This window comes from Gemmatirosa kalamazoonensis (assembly GCF_000522985.1).
GTDB lineage: Bacteria > Gemmatimonadota > Gemmatimonadetes > Gemmatimonadales > Gemmatimonadaceae > Gemmatirosa > Gemmatirosa kalamazoonensis.
In genome coordinates this window covers 39,971-52,421 of sequence record NZ_CP007129.1, presented here as the reverse complement: position 1 = coordinate 52,421, position 12,451 = coordinate 39,971, and the positions used below count along the sequence as shown (strand labels likewise).

The following is a 12,451-nucleotide window of genomic DNA, read 5'->3' as shown; positions in this document are numbered from 1 at the left end:
GTTCGCGGCGTTCGCCGATCGGGGCGCTGGAGCGTCACGGCGCGAACATAGTCTGTCGCGCGTCCCGACGTCGATGCCGGCCGTGCCGGCGCCGGCGACGCGCTGGGCGCGCGCGCTCGTGGCGCTCCGCCGGTGGTGGGCGGAACACGTGGGGTGGGGGCCGGCGGAGTGCCGCTGCGTCGCGCCGACGCGCGAGTCGTGGGGCTACCGGGACGGCGCGTTCGTCGGTCGCTGTCTCGACTGCGGCGGGTCAATCCCGCGGCAGCCCACCGATCGAGGTGCGGCATGAGCCCCCGGCGTCAGCCGCGCCCGCGGCGCGACGGTGGCTTGCCGCCGCTGACGGCGATCGCGGCGGAGCTCGAGCGCCTGCGGACGGCGCCGAAGACCGGCGACTCGGTCCGGGTAATCCTGCCGAGCGGCCGCATCGTGCGCCGACGCGTCCGCGGCCACGCGCACCTCCAGATGGGTGAGCTCTCCCTGGAGGTGGACGGCCACACGTTCGCGAGCTCGCACGCGACGGTGCGCCTGGCGGTGGACGGCTTCCGCGACCTGCTCACGGCGCGCGAGGACGCGGGGGGCTGGTATGTCGACGCGAGGGCGCTCGATGCCTAACGCGCTCTGCCCGACGTGCCACAAGCGTCCCGATCTGTGCTCGTGCCGCTTCGGGCGCTCCGAGGGCTTCCAGCAGCGCGTCCCCGCTGACCGCGCCGACGCGTCGGCCCCGTCGCGGCCCGCCCGGCCGCTCGGCCACGCGTCGCCGCGCCGACGCGATGAGCCGACCGCGCATCTGACTACGGATCAGAAGGCCGAGGCGCCGGAGTCGCCGACACCATGAGCTGCGCGACGCGACTTGCCTTGCGATGCGGGGTGGGTGTCTCACACGGAGGTCGACCATGAGCCGCCCGATCCCGATTCGCCCCGTGGCGCACGAGGCGCAGAGCATCTCGCTCGAGGACCAGGCGCGCCTCTACGCGCGCATGCTCACCGCGCTCGCGCGGAAGAGCCGCACCGGCGAGCCGACCGAGATCCGCGACGCCCACCTCGACACCGCGGCGCGGCTGCTCGTGCAGCTCGCCGACCGGGCGGAGCTCGCGCCATGAGCCGACCACGCACGCTCCGCGCGGGGCAAGCGTTCGGCACGCTCGCCGCGCTGCTGCGCGACCCGTGGGCCGCTGCGCAGCTCGCGGATGAGGACCTGCTGCGCGTCTTCCCGCGCGGCGCGCCCCAGCATGTGGCGGCGCTGCTCGCCTTCTTCCCCGAGCGCGTGACGCTGCACGGCTGGGAGGGACTGTTCAAGCTGCGGCCGCTCGATTTTCTCGCGCTCGTGGAGTTCGCGCGCCGCCCGCCCGTGCCGGCCGCGATCCGTGAGCCGCTCTCGGAGCGCGTCGCACTGCACGAGGTGCGCGACCTCGTCGAGCAGCTCGCGCGCGTGCCGATCGCCGTCGTGTTCGACGGCCGCCGTACGATCACGGAGCTGCGCGCGCGCGCGAAGCGCCCGCCGCGCCGGCGCCTGCGCATCGTGGACTACGTGCTCGCGCGACCCGCCGAGAGCGAGCCGCGCCCCACGCGGAGCGTCGCATGAACGCCGTAGCTGTCCTCTCGGATGTCGCGACCTTCAACCCGACGGACCTCGGCAACGCCGAGCGGCTCGTCGCGCGGCACGGGGCCGACCTCCACTACGTGCCGGCGTGGAAGCGGTGGCTCGTCTGGGACGGCCGACGGTGGGCCGTCGACGACACGCAGCGCATCCACCAGCTGGCGAAGGAGACCGTGCGCGCGATCCTCGAGGAGGCGCGCGACGCGGCGACCCGCGACGAGGCGGAGCTGCTCGCGAAGCACGCGATCGCGAGCGAATCGAACGGCCGCATCGGCGCGATGATCGAGCGCGCCCAGTGCGAGGAGGGCATCCCCGCACGACCGACCGACTTCGACGCTGACCCGGACCTGCTCACCCTCGCGAACGGCACGCTCGACCTGCGCACCGGACGCCTGCGGCCCCACGCCCGCGAGGACCGGATCACGAAGCTCGTCGACATTCGCCTCGAGGCCGACGCGCGATGCCCCACGTGGCTCGCGTTCCTCGAGCGCATCATGGGCGGCGACCAGGACATGATCGGGTTTCTGCAGCGCGCGATCGGCTACTCGCTCACCGGCCACACGCGCGAGCAGTGCATGTTCCTCATGCACGGCACCGGGTCGAACGGGAAGTCGAAGTTCCTCCAGGTGCTGCGGTGGCTCGTCGGCGACGCCGCGGTGGCGGCCGACTTCGCGACGTTCCTCGACCGCGGCCGCGACTCGGGCCCACGCAACGACGTCGCGCGGCTGCTCGGCGCGCGCGTGGTGACGGCGAGCGAAGCGAACGAGGGGCAGCGTCTCGCCGAGGGGCTGATCAAGAGCGTGACCGGCGACGACGTCGTGAGCGCGCGCTACCTGTACAGCGAGGCGTTCGAGTTCAAGCCGACCTTCAAGCTGTGGCTCGCGGCGAACCACAAGCCGGTGGTGCGCGGGACCGACGACGGCATCTGGCGGCGCGTGCGGCTCGTGCCGTTCGAGGTGACGATCCCGCCCGAGGAGCAGGATCACGAGCTCGATGCGAAGCTGCAGGGCGAACTCCCCGGCATCCTGGGGTGGGCGCTCGACGGGTGCCTGGCCTGGCGGCGCGGGCGGCTGCAGCCGCCGGAGCGCGTGCTGCTCGCGACCGCGAGCTATCGCGCGGAGAGCGACGTGTTAGGCGCGTGGATCGCCGAGTGCTGCGTGCGCGAGGACGGCGCCGCCGACGCGGCGTCGAGTCTCTACGCGTCGTACAAGAAGTGGGCGGAGAACGGCGGCGAGTACGTGATGTCGCAGACCCTGTTCGGCCGCCGCCTCGAGGAGCGCGGCATCACCAAGGAGCTCCGCGGCACCGGCGCCCAGCGCCTTGTGTGGCGTCGTGGCGTACGGTTAGCATCGCAGGATGCGCCGGCCGCGCGGTGGGAGCCGGCGCCGTGAGGTGCTCTGCGCGTGGCGGGACGGTCTGGGGGAGTTGCTACAGTTGGGAGGCTCTCCCGGGCATTTTGTGTCATGCGCGCACGCGCACGCACTTTATCTATTCCACCCTCCCAACCGTCCCTAGTCTCCCAGAAAGAAGAGAGACTATCAGAGAGGGAGGGGACGTGGCGGGAGCGCGCACCTGATGCGCCTCTCCGACCTGCCGGCGCACCTGCGCGATCGCGCGCGTGCCGAGCTCGCGAAACAGGGCCGCGCGCCGCGCCAACGTCCCGCTGCGGCCCGATCGGACCTCAGAAAACCTGAGACGCCGTCTCGTGTTACCGCGTCGTTTGCGGGCCACGCGGCGCGAGAGAACAGCGGCGTAACAGCGCCGCTCGAGCTGGTCGTGCCGGTGCCGCCGATCGTCGCGAACCGTGCGCATGGCAGCTCGCGGCACTGGAGCGCGATCGACCGCGAGCGGCGCACGTACCTCGAGCAGCTCGACACGCTCGCAATGATCGGCCACGCGCCGCCCGCACCGTGGCGCGTGCCCGACCCGCCGGCGACGCCGATGCGGCGGGCGCTTCTCACGTCGGCCATGGTGCTCGGCGGCGCGGGGGACGACGACGGCGCGGTGAGCCGTCACAAGTGGCTAATCGACTGGCTGGTCGCACGCTGCTACCTCGCGAGCGACCGCCGAACCTGCGTGCGGTGGGGGGCGTTCCCGACGCAGCGCGTGACACGGAAAGAACCTGCGTCGATCCGTCTCACCCTTACTCCCATTGGAGAGGCACCATGACCGACAGCCCGGCGACCATCATCAGCGGAACCGACAACAACGCCCAGGCGAACACCTGGGCCGGGAGCAACGTGCAGCAGGGCGACCAGGCGGGCGGCACGCAGGTCGAGCCGATCGTCGGGTTCTTCGTGTACGAGACGCTGCCGCCGCAGCTCCGGGCGGTGGGCCGCGTCTACTTCGAGAACGCCCAGTTGATCGTGAACACGCTGCCGCGCACCGCGGAGCGCACGGTGGCGCTGCGGAAGCTGCTGGAGTCGCGAGACAGCGCGTTCCGCGCGCTGCAGCAGCGGTGACGGGGTAGTAGCCCAGGTCGTCTGTTGAGATGGGCCCGCGCGCTCGGTGGTCGAACGAGACCGCCAGCGCGCGGCGCCACACCCCGATCCGTAGCCGACGCCGATGCGCAACGTGTACGACACGATGAGCGAGTCCCGAGGAGCGCAGGGCTGAGATGCCGATGCGCGCCGTCGTGGAGCTCCGGCGGCCGCTGACGCCCGCCCAGGCCCGTGTCCTCGCCCTCCTCGCCGAGGCGCCGGGCTACAAGCAGATCGCGCACGCGCTGGGGGTGTCGAAGCGCACGGTGCGCCAGCACGTCGAGGACATCGCGGCGCAGCTGCCCGACGACTGGGCCCCGAACGCGGGGACGAAGGACCGTGTCGTCCTGTACGCGATGCGGCGGCTGGCGGAGTCGGTGGCGCCGCGCGACCGGGAGCTCCCCGTCTCACAGGACCACGCGGCCTAACGCTGCCCTCTGCGGACTGGCGGGTTCTCGGCACATGTGTCTAGACACATGTGGCTAGCCGCATGTGCCAATGGTCGGGCCGGCTACAATCGGGTTTCGTGGCAAGGTGCCCGAGAACCGCGTCACGTTCCGTCGCTGCACTCCCCGGCCGCTGGCCGCGCGCCCTGCCGCTCGCCGGCCCTCGCGTTCCCTGACGCCCCGGGAGCGCGCGGTCGCCGAGCTCCTGGTCGCCGGCTACTCGAAGCGTGAGGCCGCGGCGCTGCTCGGCATCTGCCGCGCGCGCGTCGAGCAGCTCGCCCAGGCGGTCGCGAGCCGCTGCGCATGGGAAGGGCCCCGGCTCGGCCGCCTCGCCCGGATGCTCGAGGCGGACCGCGCGGCCGACCGCGCGCTGCACGGCTCCGCGGCTCCGCTGCAGCTGGCGTCGTGACGTCCGATGCGCCCGCGCTGACGCCCAAGCAGCAGCGCTTCGTCGAGGAGTTCATCGTCGACCTGAACGCGACGCAGGCGGCGATTCGGGCCGGCTACTCGGCGCGCGTGGCGGCCAACATCGGCTACGAGAACCTCCAGAAACCGCAGATCGCCGCGGCGATCCGGGAAGCGAAGGCGGCCCGCTCGCTCCGCACGCAGATCGAGGCGGACGACGTCCTCCAGCGCTGGTGGGACCTCGCGAATGCGAACCCGAACGAGCTGGTGGAGGTTGCAGCGCCGCTCGTGCCGCTACTGCCACGGCCGCGGCGGGATGTACCAGCGCACCGCCGTGGAGCTGCAGCGCGATCGCGCGAAGTATGACCTCGAGCGCGCCGCCTGGGAGCGGAAGAAGAAGCGCGCGGCCGACGCGTTCCCGGCCTTCGACGAGCAGGGTGGCATCGGGTACGACCCGCGGCGCGACCCGAATCCGAAGTGCCAGCGCTGCTGGGGCGACGGCGTCGCGCGCGTGCTCGTGAAGGACACGCGGCGGCTGTCGCCGGCGGCGCTCCGCCTGTACGCCGGCGTGAAGGAGACGCAGCACGGCGTCGACGTGCGGATGCGCGACCAGGACGGCGCGCTGCTCAACGTCGCGAAGCACCTCGGCATGCTCGTCGAGCGCGTGGAGACGCGCGACAAGACGATCGAGGACCTGCTCGACGAGGCGGAGCGCGAGAGTGCGGGCGATGCTGGCGACGGCGAGTAAGTCAGCCCCGCCGGCGCGGCGCGCGCGCGCGATCGCGTTCGTCGACCGGCTCCGCGTCGACTACGCGGAGTGGGCGCGGCGCTGCTACCGCATCCGCGACAAGCACGGACGGATCCTGCCGTTCGTGCTGAACGACGTGCAGCGCGCGATCGGCGACGTCGAGCGCGAGGAGCTCACCACAAAGGGCCAGGCCCGCATCATGGTCCTGAAGGCCCGGCAGGGTGGCGTGTCGACGGACCAGCAGGGGCGCGCGCTGCACCAGATCTGGAGCGAGCGCGGGTTCGACGCGCTCACGCTCGCGCACACGAAGGAAGACACCGAGAAGCTCTTCGGCATCACGACGCGCGCGATCGAGCACTTCCCGCCGGCGCTCCTGCCGCGCCTCGGCGAGAAGGGTACGACCGAGGTGAGCTTCCCCGGGCGCGACGCGCGGCTCTACACCGGCACCGCCGGATCGAAGCGCACGGGCCGCGGGCTCACGATCAAGCGCTTCCACGGCTCCGAGTTCGCCTTCTGGGGCGACCCGGTCGCGTTGTTAGGCAGCGTCACGCCGGCACTCGTGCCGCAGGGCTCGATCGTCGTCCTCGAGACGACCGCCTCGGGCTTCGACAGCCCCGCGCACAACTTCTGGCGCGAGGCGGCCGCGCGCGGCTACCGCGCCGTGTTCTACCCGTGGTGGCTCTGCGACCGCGCGAACTACCGCCTACCGCTGTTCGCCTACGACGAGCTCGGGGCGCTCACCGACGAGGAGCAGCTGCTCCTCACGGCCCACGGCTTGGACCTTGAGCAGCTCAAGTGGCGCCGCGCGAAGATCGCGGAGCTCACGCGCACGCTGTTCCTCCAGGAGTACGCCGAGGATCCCGAGAGCTGCTGGGCCGCCGTCGGCGGGATGTTCTTCGACGCGCAGCAGATCAAAGCGCTCATGCTCGCCGCGCCGGAGCCACGTTCGGTCGAGCTGAATGGCGCGCTGCAGCTCTACGACGCGCCGACGAACGAGCGCGTGATCATCGGCGCCGACACGGCGGAGGGCACCGGCGGCGACCGCAGCACGTTCACGGCGCGCACGCGCACGACGTGGAAGCTGCGCGCGACCTTCGAGGATCCGAACATCACGCCCCGCGAGTTCGCGGCGCTGCTCAACACGTGGGGCCGTCGGCTCGCCGTCGGCGGCACGCCGGCCTTCCTCGTCGTCGAGAAGAACGCGCACGGCATCACGGTGCTGCGCCACCTGGTGGACGACCACCAGTACCCGCTCGCCGCGATCTACCATCGCGTCGCGCACGACCAGTCGCAGCGCGAGCAGTCCGGCCGCATCGGCTGGGCGACGACGGCCGAGTCGAAGCCGCTCATGCTCGACGCCGGCCGCGAGCTCGTGACCGCCGCAGTCGAGCGTGTCGCGGGCAACCCGTCGAAGGCCGCGCTGCGCGACGCGTTCGCGGTGCGCCGCGGCGCGGACGGGCGCTACGACCTGAACGGCCGCGACATGCTCGTCTCCGAGATGCTCGCGTGGCTCGGCCGCTCCGCGCCCGTGGGCGTCTGGGGCACGGGCACCTACCGCTGATCACCACCAACGAAACCATGGCCACCACGCACAACGAGGCCGTCGCCGAGACGAACGCCGCGCTCGCCCGCTGGGTCAACGCGAACGTCCCCGACGCGACGCAGGCCCGCGAGCTCTCCGGCCTCGTCGCGCAGTTCGTCGCCGCCGTCGTGCGCCGCGAGCGCGCCGTCGCCGACGCCGCGCACCGGGCCGCCGACATGGAGGAGATCGCGCAGCGCGCTGCCGGCAACCCGTTCGCTTTCATGGACAGCGTGTTCGGCCAGGCTGCGCGCCGCGCGAATGTCGCGCACGGCGCCCGCACCGACCAGACCGCCCTCTGACCATGCGCCTCCTCGCACACCGCCACGACGGGTGGACCGGCTGGATTCTCGTCGCCCGCTCGCACTGCCTCTCGCTCACCCGCGCGCGCTTCACGTCGCCACGCTGGGGCATCACGTGCCCACGCGGCGACGAGATCGCCGGCCTCGCCCTCTACATCGGCCGGCGTTCGATGCTGCTCGCGTTCGGCCGCCTCTGATCCCCTCCGTCGTTCACCATGGCTACCACGACCGCCGCGCCTAACGGCGCCCTCCCCGCCGACATCCTGGGCAGTGCGCCGCCCGAGCAGCGCCCCGACTACGCGCGGCAGGAGCTCGAGAACGCGCGCGAGCAGCTCGGTCGCGTCCGCGACTTCGTCGCCGGCACCGACGCGGTGCGCCGCGCAGGTCCGACCCACCTCCCGAAGTGGGAGGGCGAGAGTTCGGACACCTACAAGGCCCGCACGAAGTACAGCTCCGTGTACGCGGCCACCGGGCGCGCGCTCATCGCCTCGCTCGGCATGGTGTTCTCCACGCCGCCGGCGCTCGTCCCGCCGCAGCGTCCGAAGCGGGATGACCCTGAGGGCAGCACCGAACCCGCGCCGCTGCCGGACGCGCTCGAGGCGCTCGCGAAGGATGCCGACGGCATGGGCCACGACCTCGCGACGGTCGCGCGCGGCGTGTTCCGCGACATGCTCACCGACGGACTGGCCGGGCTGCTCGTCGACGTGCCGCCGCGGCTCGACGGCACGGTGCCCGACGCGAGCACGCGCGTCGTCGCGCGGCTCCTGCCCTACCGCCGCGACCAGATCCTGAACTGGCGCATCGGCCTCGCCGTGGATCCCGTGCAGGGCGGGACGCGGCTCGCGCTCACGCGGCTCGTGCTCGAGGAGCGTGTCGAGACGAACGCCGGCGCGTACGGCGTCACGGCCACGCGGCGCTTCCGCGAGCTCCTGCTCGTGCGGACGGACGATCCCGCCGCGGGCACCGACGCCGAGCGACCGCTCGGCGTGCGCTACGTCCTCTGGGACCGCGTCGAGCGGCCCGGCGAGGCGGAGCCGGTACGCTTCGTCGCACGCGAGGCGGGCTGGGTGCTCGACGGCACCGGCCGCTCGTTCGGCGTCATCCCGTTCGCCGTCGGCTACGGCAGCCCGCATACGGCGCCCTTCGTCGCCGACTCGCCGCTGCTCGCGCTCGCGGACACGAACGCGGACTACTACCGCACGGCGAGCGACCGCCGTTGGTCGATGGCGCTCTCCCTCGCGCCGATCCTCGTGCTTGTCGGCCGCGAGCCGGGCGACGATGGTCGGTTCCCCCAGGTCGCCGTGGGCCCGGGTACCTCGATCGACGTGCCGCGAAATGGGGACGTGAAGTACGTCGCGGCGCCGGCGGACGCGATGGCCGCCAGCCAGGTCGAGCTCGAGCGGCTGCGCGTGGAGATGGCCACGCTGTCGCTCGACTTCCTGCTGCGCCGCGACACGGCGCCCGAGACGGCGACCGGCCGCGCGTACGACGCGCAGGCGGGGCACGCCTCGCTCGCGCTGGCGGCGCTCGGGCTGCAGGACATGCTTGATCAGGGCGTCGGGTTCTCGGCGCGCTTCGCGTCCTCGGCGGCGGCGCCGGTCGAGGCGTTGCCCGTGCGCGTGCAGACGACGTACGACGTGCGGCAGCTCGATGCGCCGACGCTCACCGCGCTCAACACGATCCGGAAGGATGGTGGGCTCACGCGCGGCACGTTCCTGAAGCTGCTTGCGAGCGGCGGAGTGCTGCCGGAGTCGATCGACCTCGAGGAGGAGGAGCTGACGCTCGCCGCGCAGGACCAGGCCGTGCGCGACGCGGCCGCGGTGAACGGCAACGGCGACCCGAACGCTGGGAGTGAGGCGTGATCGCGTTGAACGCCGATGCGCCGGCCGCGATCGCGTGCGCCGACTGCGCCGATCAGAAGGCACGCCTCATCCTCCATCGCGGCACGGGAGAGCGCCACCGGATGCCCTGCGCGTGCACGGCGACGGACCTACCGGTGAAGTTCGTGTATCAGCCGGAGAACTCCGGCTGCGTCGTCGCCGCCGTCGCGATGATCATTGGCAAGACGTACTTCGAGACCAAGCAGTACTTCGTCGCGCACAACGACTTCACCGTCGAGGGCGCGCACCGCTACCAGTGGCAGGAGGTGCTCGACGCCCACGGCTTCGCGTGGCGCCTCCGCTTCGACTACCTGAGCCGCCTGAACGGAGCGCGGCGCGAGTCGTGGCCGTGTGCGCCGTGGGCGGACCTTCATCTCGTCGAGGTGATCAACACGCGCGGCAGCGGGCAGCACGCTGTTGTGCTGCTGCGCGACGGGCGCGTGCTGGACCCGTGGTGGGGCGTGCTCCAGGGGCTGCACCGCTACCCGCGCGTCGTGAGCATGACCGCGGTCTATCGGGTCGACCCCCCGGGGGGTGCAGGTGCCTAACGTCCACACCTATCCGCTCGACGACGTGCGGCCGCACGACACCGAGGGGCTCACCTGCTGGTGCGGACCGGCGGTCTCGCAGGCCTGTTCCGCGTGCGAGGGCGAAGCCGGCGCCGACTGCTACCGCTGTGAGGGTAAGGGCTGGGAGCCCTGTGCGATCCCGGAGCTCTACGACGGCATAGTCGGGCTGCACATCGTGCATCGGCGGGTCGCCGACGATCCGTGACGGCGCCGACCGCAGACCAACGCGCACTCGCGCGCCTCGAAGCGCTCGCCGATCGGCTCACGCCCGACGTCGCGCGCGCCTGGCTGCGCGCGGTGCGCCAGATCCGCGACGCCGCCACGCTCTCGGCGATCGAGCGCGCGATCACCACCGGCGACGTGGAGGCGGCGCTCGAGGCGGTGTTCGGCGGGCCGCACGCGGTGGCGGCGCTCAACGGCGTCGGCGACGCGCTGCGCGCCGTGCTCTCGACCGGCGGTGCTGCCTGGGCACGCGACCTCCCACCCGTGCCGTCGCCGCGCCCGGGCGGTGCGGCGATCCGCTTCACGTTCGACGTGCTGCACCCCGCAGTGTCGGCGACGCTCGCCTCGTACCGCGCCGAGGTGCTGCGCACGATGACCGAGAGTCTGCGCGAGGGGTTCCGCGCGGCGATCGCGGCCGGCATCGAGGCGGGCGTGAACCCGCGCGAGACCGCTCGCCAGGTGCGCAGTCTCATCGGCCTCGGCGAGCATGACGTGCAGCTCGTCGCGAGCTTCCGCCGCCAGCTGGAGACCGCCGACCGCACGGCGCTCACGCGCACGCTGCGCGATCGGCGCTACGACGGTCCGCTGCGGCGTGCGGCGGAGGGCGGCAAGGCGCTCACGCGCGAGCAGATCGAGACGAGCGTCGCCGCATACCAGCGGCGCCTCCTCGCGTGGCGCGCGGAGACCGCGACTCGCACCGCGACGCTCGATGCGCTGCGTCTCGCGCAGGACAGCGTGTGGGACCAGGCGATCGCGGACGGGCGCGTGACCGCCGATCGAATCACCACGACGTGGGTGACCCGGCTCGACGGCCGCGAGCGCCCGCAGCACCACCGCATGCACCGGCGCACCGTGCGGAAGGGCGAGCCGTTCCGCGACCCCGCCACGGGCCGCGTGTGGCGTCGTGTTGGCGAAGGCGACTACAACTGCCGCTGCGCTGCCGTGACGCGCATCTGGCCGAGCGGGGAGCTCGCGGCGCGCGCCATCGAGGACCGCAACGCCAGACCTAGCCCGTTGGGCTAGTGCCGCACACAGCCGTACCGCGCCATCGTGATCTCATGCCGCTGCCCGCAGTCATCGACTCGCTCGACTCCCTGCCCGAGGCCCTCCGCGAATCGCTCCGCGGGGAATACGTCTCCGGTGCCGATGGGAAGCTTCACCTCACGATCCTCGACGGCGACAAGTCCACCACCTTCTCCGCGGTCTCGCGGTCGAAGGCGGACGTGCTGCGCGAGAAGAAGCAGCTCGAGGACTCGATCCGCCCGCTGCGCGACGTGATCGGCGACCGGCCCGTCGAGCAGGTACGCGCGCTCCTCGAGAGCGGCGCCGATCGCGACAAGGCGATCGCCGCGGCCATCGCCGAGGTGCGCGAGAAGGAGCTCAAGCCCGCCACCGAGCAGCTCTCGCGCTTTCGCTCCGAGCTCGAGGTCGAGCGGCTCGATCGCGTCATCGACGAGGCCATCGACAAGGCGCAGCCGAAGGACGCCGCCTCGAAGCAGCTCGCACGGCTCGCCGCGAAGCAGCAGGTGAAGCTCAAGGACGGCACGAAGCCGGTCGTTCTGCAGCCCGACGGGACCGAGTCGGTCTACTCCGTCGAGCAGTGGGTCGCGCAGGACCTGCGCGCGCAGTACCCGGGGCTCTTCGCCGGCAGCGCAGCCAGCGGCACCGGCGCGACCGCCGACGCGGCGCGCGGCACCGTCGACGCGAACGCCAAGACGGTCAAGGTGGGCGACAACGCGGCGTTCGGCGCGAATCTCGACGCGATCGCGAGGGGTCAGGTGAAGCTCGTCGAGTAGCACGCGGTCGTACGACAGCGCGACAGCAGACGGCATGACGCGGGCGGTGCCCGCAAGGCAGCACGGGGGCCGTGCCCCCACCCCATGAGGCGGTGCCTCGCACATGGTCGGGCGGTGCCCGACCCCAGCTCCGGTGAGATGCGCGACGACGGGCCGTGCCCGCGCTCCGCGCTCCCACCCGCGTCCGCGTGCGACGGCCTCATAGCCGCCTAACGGTGTTCTCCCTCCGCGCCCGGACGCTTCCCCAGCGTGCCGGGCGCGTGTGCGTCTCGGCCCTCCCTCCCTCCGTTCCACCCCTCCGAGACCCCCATGCCGATCACCACCCTGCTCCCGCAGGTCACGGCGCAGTTCCTCACGCAGCTGCGCGCGCGCGCGCCATCGCCACGCGCGTCGTCTCGCGCGACCTCGACCCCGCGCCGGCGAACCT

At 72.6% G+C, this 12,451-nt stretch carries 20 protein-coding genes; all 20 read left to right on the top strand.

Annotated features, from left to right (window positions below; genetic code table 11):
- Nucleotides 1-73: 73 nt before the first annotated feature.
- Complete coding sequence (locus J421_RS23235; protein ID WP_025413571.1) at nt 74-289, top strand: hypothetical protein; 216 nt, start codon at nt 74-76, stop codon at nt 287-289.
- Complete coding sequence (locus tag J421_RS23230) at nt 286-612, top strand: hypothetical protein (RefSeq protein WP_148306507.1); 327 nt, start codon at nt 286-288, stop codon at nt 610-612. The genes J421_RS23235 and J421_RS23230 overlap by 4 nt, the downstream gene beginning before the upstream one ends.
- Nucleotides 605-835 (top strand): hypothetical protein, encoded by a 231-nt coding sequence (locus J421_RS32265; protein ID WP_148306506.1) that lies wholly within the window; start codon nt 605-607, stop codon nt 833-835. Before J421_RS23230 ends, J421_RS32265 begins: the two co-directional genes overlap by 8 nt.
- A gap of 58 nt (nt 836-893) precedes the next feature.
- A complete protein-coding gene (locus tag J421_RS23225; RefSeq protein ID WP_025413569.1) occupies nt 894-1,100 on the top strand; it encodes a hypothetical protein in 207 nt (68 codons plus the stop codon).
- Nucleotides 1,097-1,582, top strand: a complete 486-nt coding sequence (locus J421_RS23220; protein ID WP_025413568.1) for a hypothetical protein — start codon at nt 1,097-1,099, stop codon at nt 1,580-1,582. Before J421_RS23225 ends, J421_RS23220 begins: the two co-directional genes overlap by 4 nt.
- A complete protein-coding gene (locus J421_RS23215; RefSeq protein WP_025413567.1) occupies nt 1,579-2,988 on the top strand; it encodes a DNA primase family protein in 1,410 nt (469 codons plus the stop codon). Before J421_RS23220 ends, J421_RS23215 begins: the two co-directional genes overlap by 4 nt.
- Before the next feature lie 184 nt (nt 2,989-3,172).
- The gene (locus J421_RS23210; protein WP_148306505.1) at nt 3,173-3,766 is read left to right on the top strand and encodes a hypothetical protein; all 594 of its coding nucleotides are present in this window, start codon (nt 3,173-3,175) and stop codon (nt 3,764-3,766) included.
- A complete protein-coding gene (locus J421_RS34070; protein WP_025413565.1) occupies nt 3,763-4,059 on the top strand; it encodes a hypothetical protein in 297 nt (98 codons plus the stop codon). The genes J421_RS23210 and J421_RS34070 overlap by 4 nt, the downstream gene beginning before the upstream one ends.
- A gap of 155 nt (nt 4,060-4,214) precedes the next feature.
- The gene (locus J421_RS23200; protein WP_025413564.1) at nt 4,215-4,505 is read left to right on the top strand and encodes a LuxR C-terminal-related transcriptional regulator; all 291 of its coding nucleotides are present in this window, start codon (nt 4,215-4,217) and stop codon (nt 4,503-4,505) included.
- A gap of 106 nt (nt 4,506-4,611) precedes the next feature.
- The gene (locus J421_RS33390; protein WP_025413563.1) at nt 4,612-4,932 is read left to right on the top strand and encodes a helix-turn-helix domain-containing protein; all 321 of its coding nucleotides are present in this window, start codon (nt 4,612-4,614) and stop codon (nt 4,930-4,932) included.
- Nucleotides 4,929-5,294, top strand: a complete 366-nt coding sequence (locus J421_RS34525; RefSeq protein WP_312845249.1) for a terminase small subunit — start codon at nt 4,929-4,931, stop codon at nt 5,292-5,294. Before J421_RS33390 ends, J421_RS34525 begins: the two co-directional genes overlap by 4 nt.
- On the top strand, nt 5,203-5,676 hold the full coding sequence (locus J421_RS34520; protein WP_158508882.1) for a terminase small subunit: 474 nt from the start codon (nt 5,203-5,205) through the stop codon (nt 5,674-5,676). Before J421_RS34525 ends, J421_RS34520 begins: the two co-directional genes overlap by 92 nt.
- Nucleotides 5,657-7,237, top strand: a complete 1,581-nt coding sequence (locus tag J421_RS23185) for a terminase large subunit (RefSeq protein ID WP_148306503.1) — start codon at nt 5,657-5,659, stop codon at nt 7,235-7,237. Before J421_RS34520 ends, J421_RS23185 begins: the two co-directional genes overlap by 20 nt.
- Before the next feature lie 17 nt (nt 7,238-7,254).
- On the top strand, nt 7,255-7,557 hold the full coding sequence (locus tag J421_RS23180; protein ID WP_025413561.1) for a hypothetical protein: 303 nt from the start codon (nt 7,255-7,257) through the stop codon (nt 7,555-7,557).
- 2 nt (nt 7,558-7,559) lie between these two features.
- Complete coding sequence (locus J421_RS23175; RefSeq protein WP_025413560.1) at nt 7,560-7,754, top strand: hypothetical protein; 195 nt, start codon at nt 7,560-7,562, stop codon at nt 7,752-7,754.
- 18 nt (nt 7,755-7,772) lie between these two features.
- On the top strand, nt 7,773-9,419 hold the full coding sequence (locus J421_RS23170) for a DUF4055 domain-containing protein (RefSeq protein WP_025413559.1): 1,647 nt from the start codon (nt 7,773-7,775) through the stop codon (nt 9,417-9,419).
- Entirely contained in the window at nt 9,416-9,985 is a 570-nt protein-coding gene (locus J421_RS23165) for a hypothetical protein (RefSeq protein WP_025413558.1), read from the top strand. The genes J421_RS23170 and J421_RS23165 overlap by 4 nt, the downstream gene beginning before the upstream one ends.
- Nucleotides 9,978-10,211: a hypothetical protein gene (locus J421_RS23160; RefSeq protein WP_148306502.1), complete on the top strand. Its 234-nt coding sequence runs from the start codon at nt 9,978-9,980 to the stop codon at nt 10,209-10,211. Before J421_RS23165 ends, J421_RS23160 begins: the two co-directional genes overlap by 8 nt.
- Nucleotides 10,208-11,251, top strand: coding sequence for a structural protein (locus tag J421_RS23155; RefSeq protein ID WP_025413556.1), 1,044 nt, complete (start codon nt 10,208-10,210; stop codon nt 11,249-11,251). The genes J421_RS23160 and J421_RS23155 overlap by 4 nt, the downstream gene beginning before the upstream one ends.
- A gap of 35 nt (nt 11,252-11,286) precedes the next feature.
- The gene (locus J421_RS23150) at nt 11,287-12,024 is read left to right on the top strand and encodes a hypothetical protein (protein ID WP_025413555.1); all 738 of its coding nucleotides are present in this window, start codon (nt 11,287-11,289) and stop codon (nt 12,022-12,024) included.
- Nucleotides 12,025-12,451 lie beyond the last annotated feature (427 nt).

Excerpts from the sequence above, each read along its gene's own strand:
- J421_RS23235 (WP_025413571.1), top strand. The coding sequence starts at position 74 with ATGCCGGCCGTGCCGGCGCCGGCGACGCGCTGGGCGCGCGCGCTCGTG.
- J421_RS23230 (WP_148306507.1), top strand. The coding sequence starts at position 286 with ATGAGCCCCCGGCGTCAGCCGCGCCCGCGGCGCGACGGTGGCTTGCCG.
- J421_RS32265 (WP_148306506.1), top strand. The coding sequence starts at position 605 with ATGCCTAACGCGCTCTGCCCGACGTGCCACAAGCGTCCCGATCTGTGC.
- J421_RS23225 (WP_025413569.1), top strand. The coding sequence starts at position 894 with ATGAGCCGCCCGATCCCGATTCGCCCCGTGGCGCACGAGGCGCAGAGC.
- J421_RS23220 (WP_025413568.1), top strand. The coding sequence starts at position 1,097 with ATGAGCCGACCACGCACGCTCCGCGCGGGGCAAGCGTTCGGCACGCTC.
- J421_RS23215 (WP_025413567.1), top strand. The coding sequence starts at position 1,579 with ATGAACGCCGTAGCTGTCCTCTCGGATGTCGCGACCTTCAACCCGACG.
- J421_RS23210 (WP_148306505.1), top strand. The coding sequence starts at position 3,173 with ATGCGCCTCTCCGACCTGCCGGCGCACCTGCGCGATCGCGCGCGTGCC.
- J421_RS34070 (WP_025413565.1), top strand. The coding sequence starts at position 3,763 with ATGACCGACAGCCCGGCGACCATCATCAGCGGAACCGACAACAACGCC.
- J421_RS23200 (WP_025413564.1), top strand. The coding sequence starts at position 4,215 with ATGCCGATGCGCGCCGTCGTGGAGCTCCGGCGGCCGCTGACGCCCGCC.
- J421_RS23185 (WP_148306503.1), top strand. The coding sequence starts at position 5,657 with ATGCTGGCGACGGCGAGTAAGTCAGCCCCGCCGGCGCGGCGCGCGCGC.
- J421_RS23180 (WP_025413561.1), top strand. The coding sequence starts at position 7,255 with ATGGCCACCACGCACAACGAGGCCGTCGCCGAGACGAACGCCGCGCTC.
- J421_RS23175 (WP_025413560.1), top strand. The coding sequence starts at position 7,560 with ATGCGCCTCCTCGCACACCGCCACGACGGGTGGACCGGCTGGATTCTC.
- J421_RS23170 (WP_025413559.1), top strand. The coding sequence starts at position 7,773 with ATGGCTACCACGACCGCCGCGCCTAACGGCGCCCTCCCCGCCGACATC.
- J421_RS23150 (WP_025413555.1), top strand. The coding sequence starts at position 11,287 with ATGCCGCTGCCCGCAGTCATCGACTCGCTCGACTCCCTGCCCGAGGCC.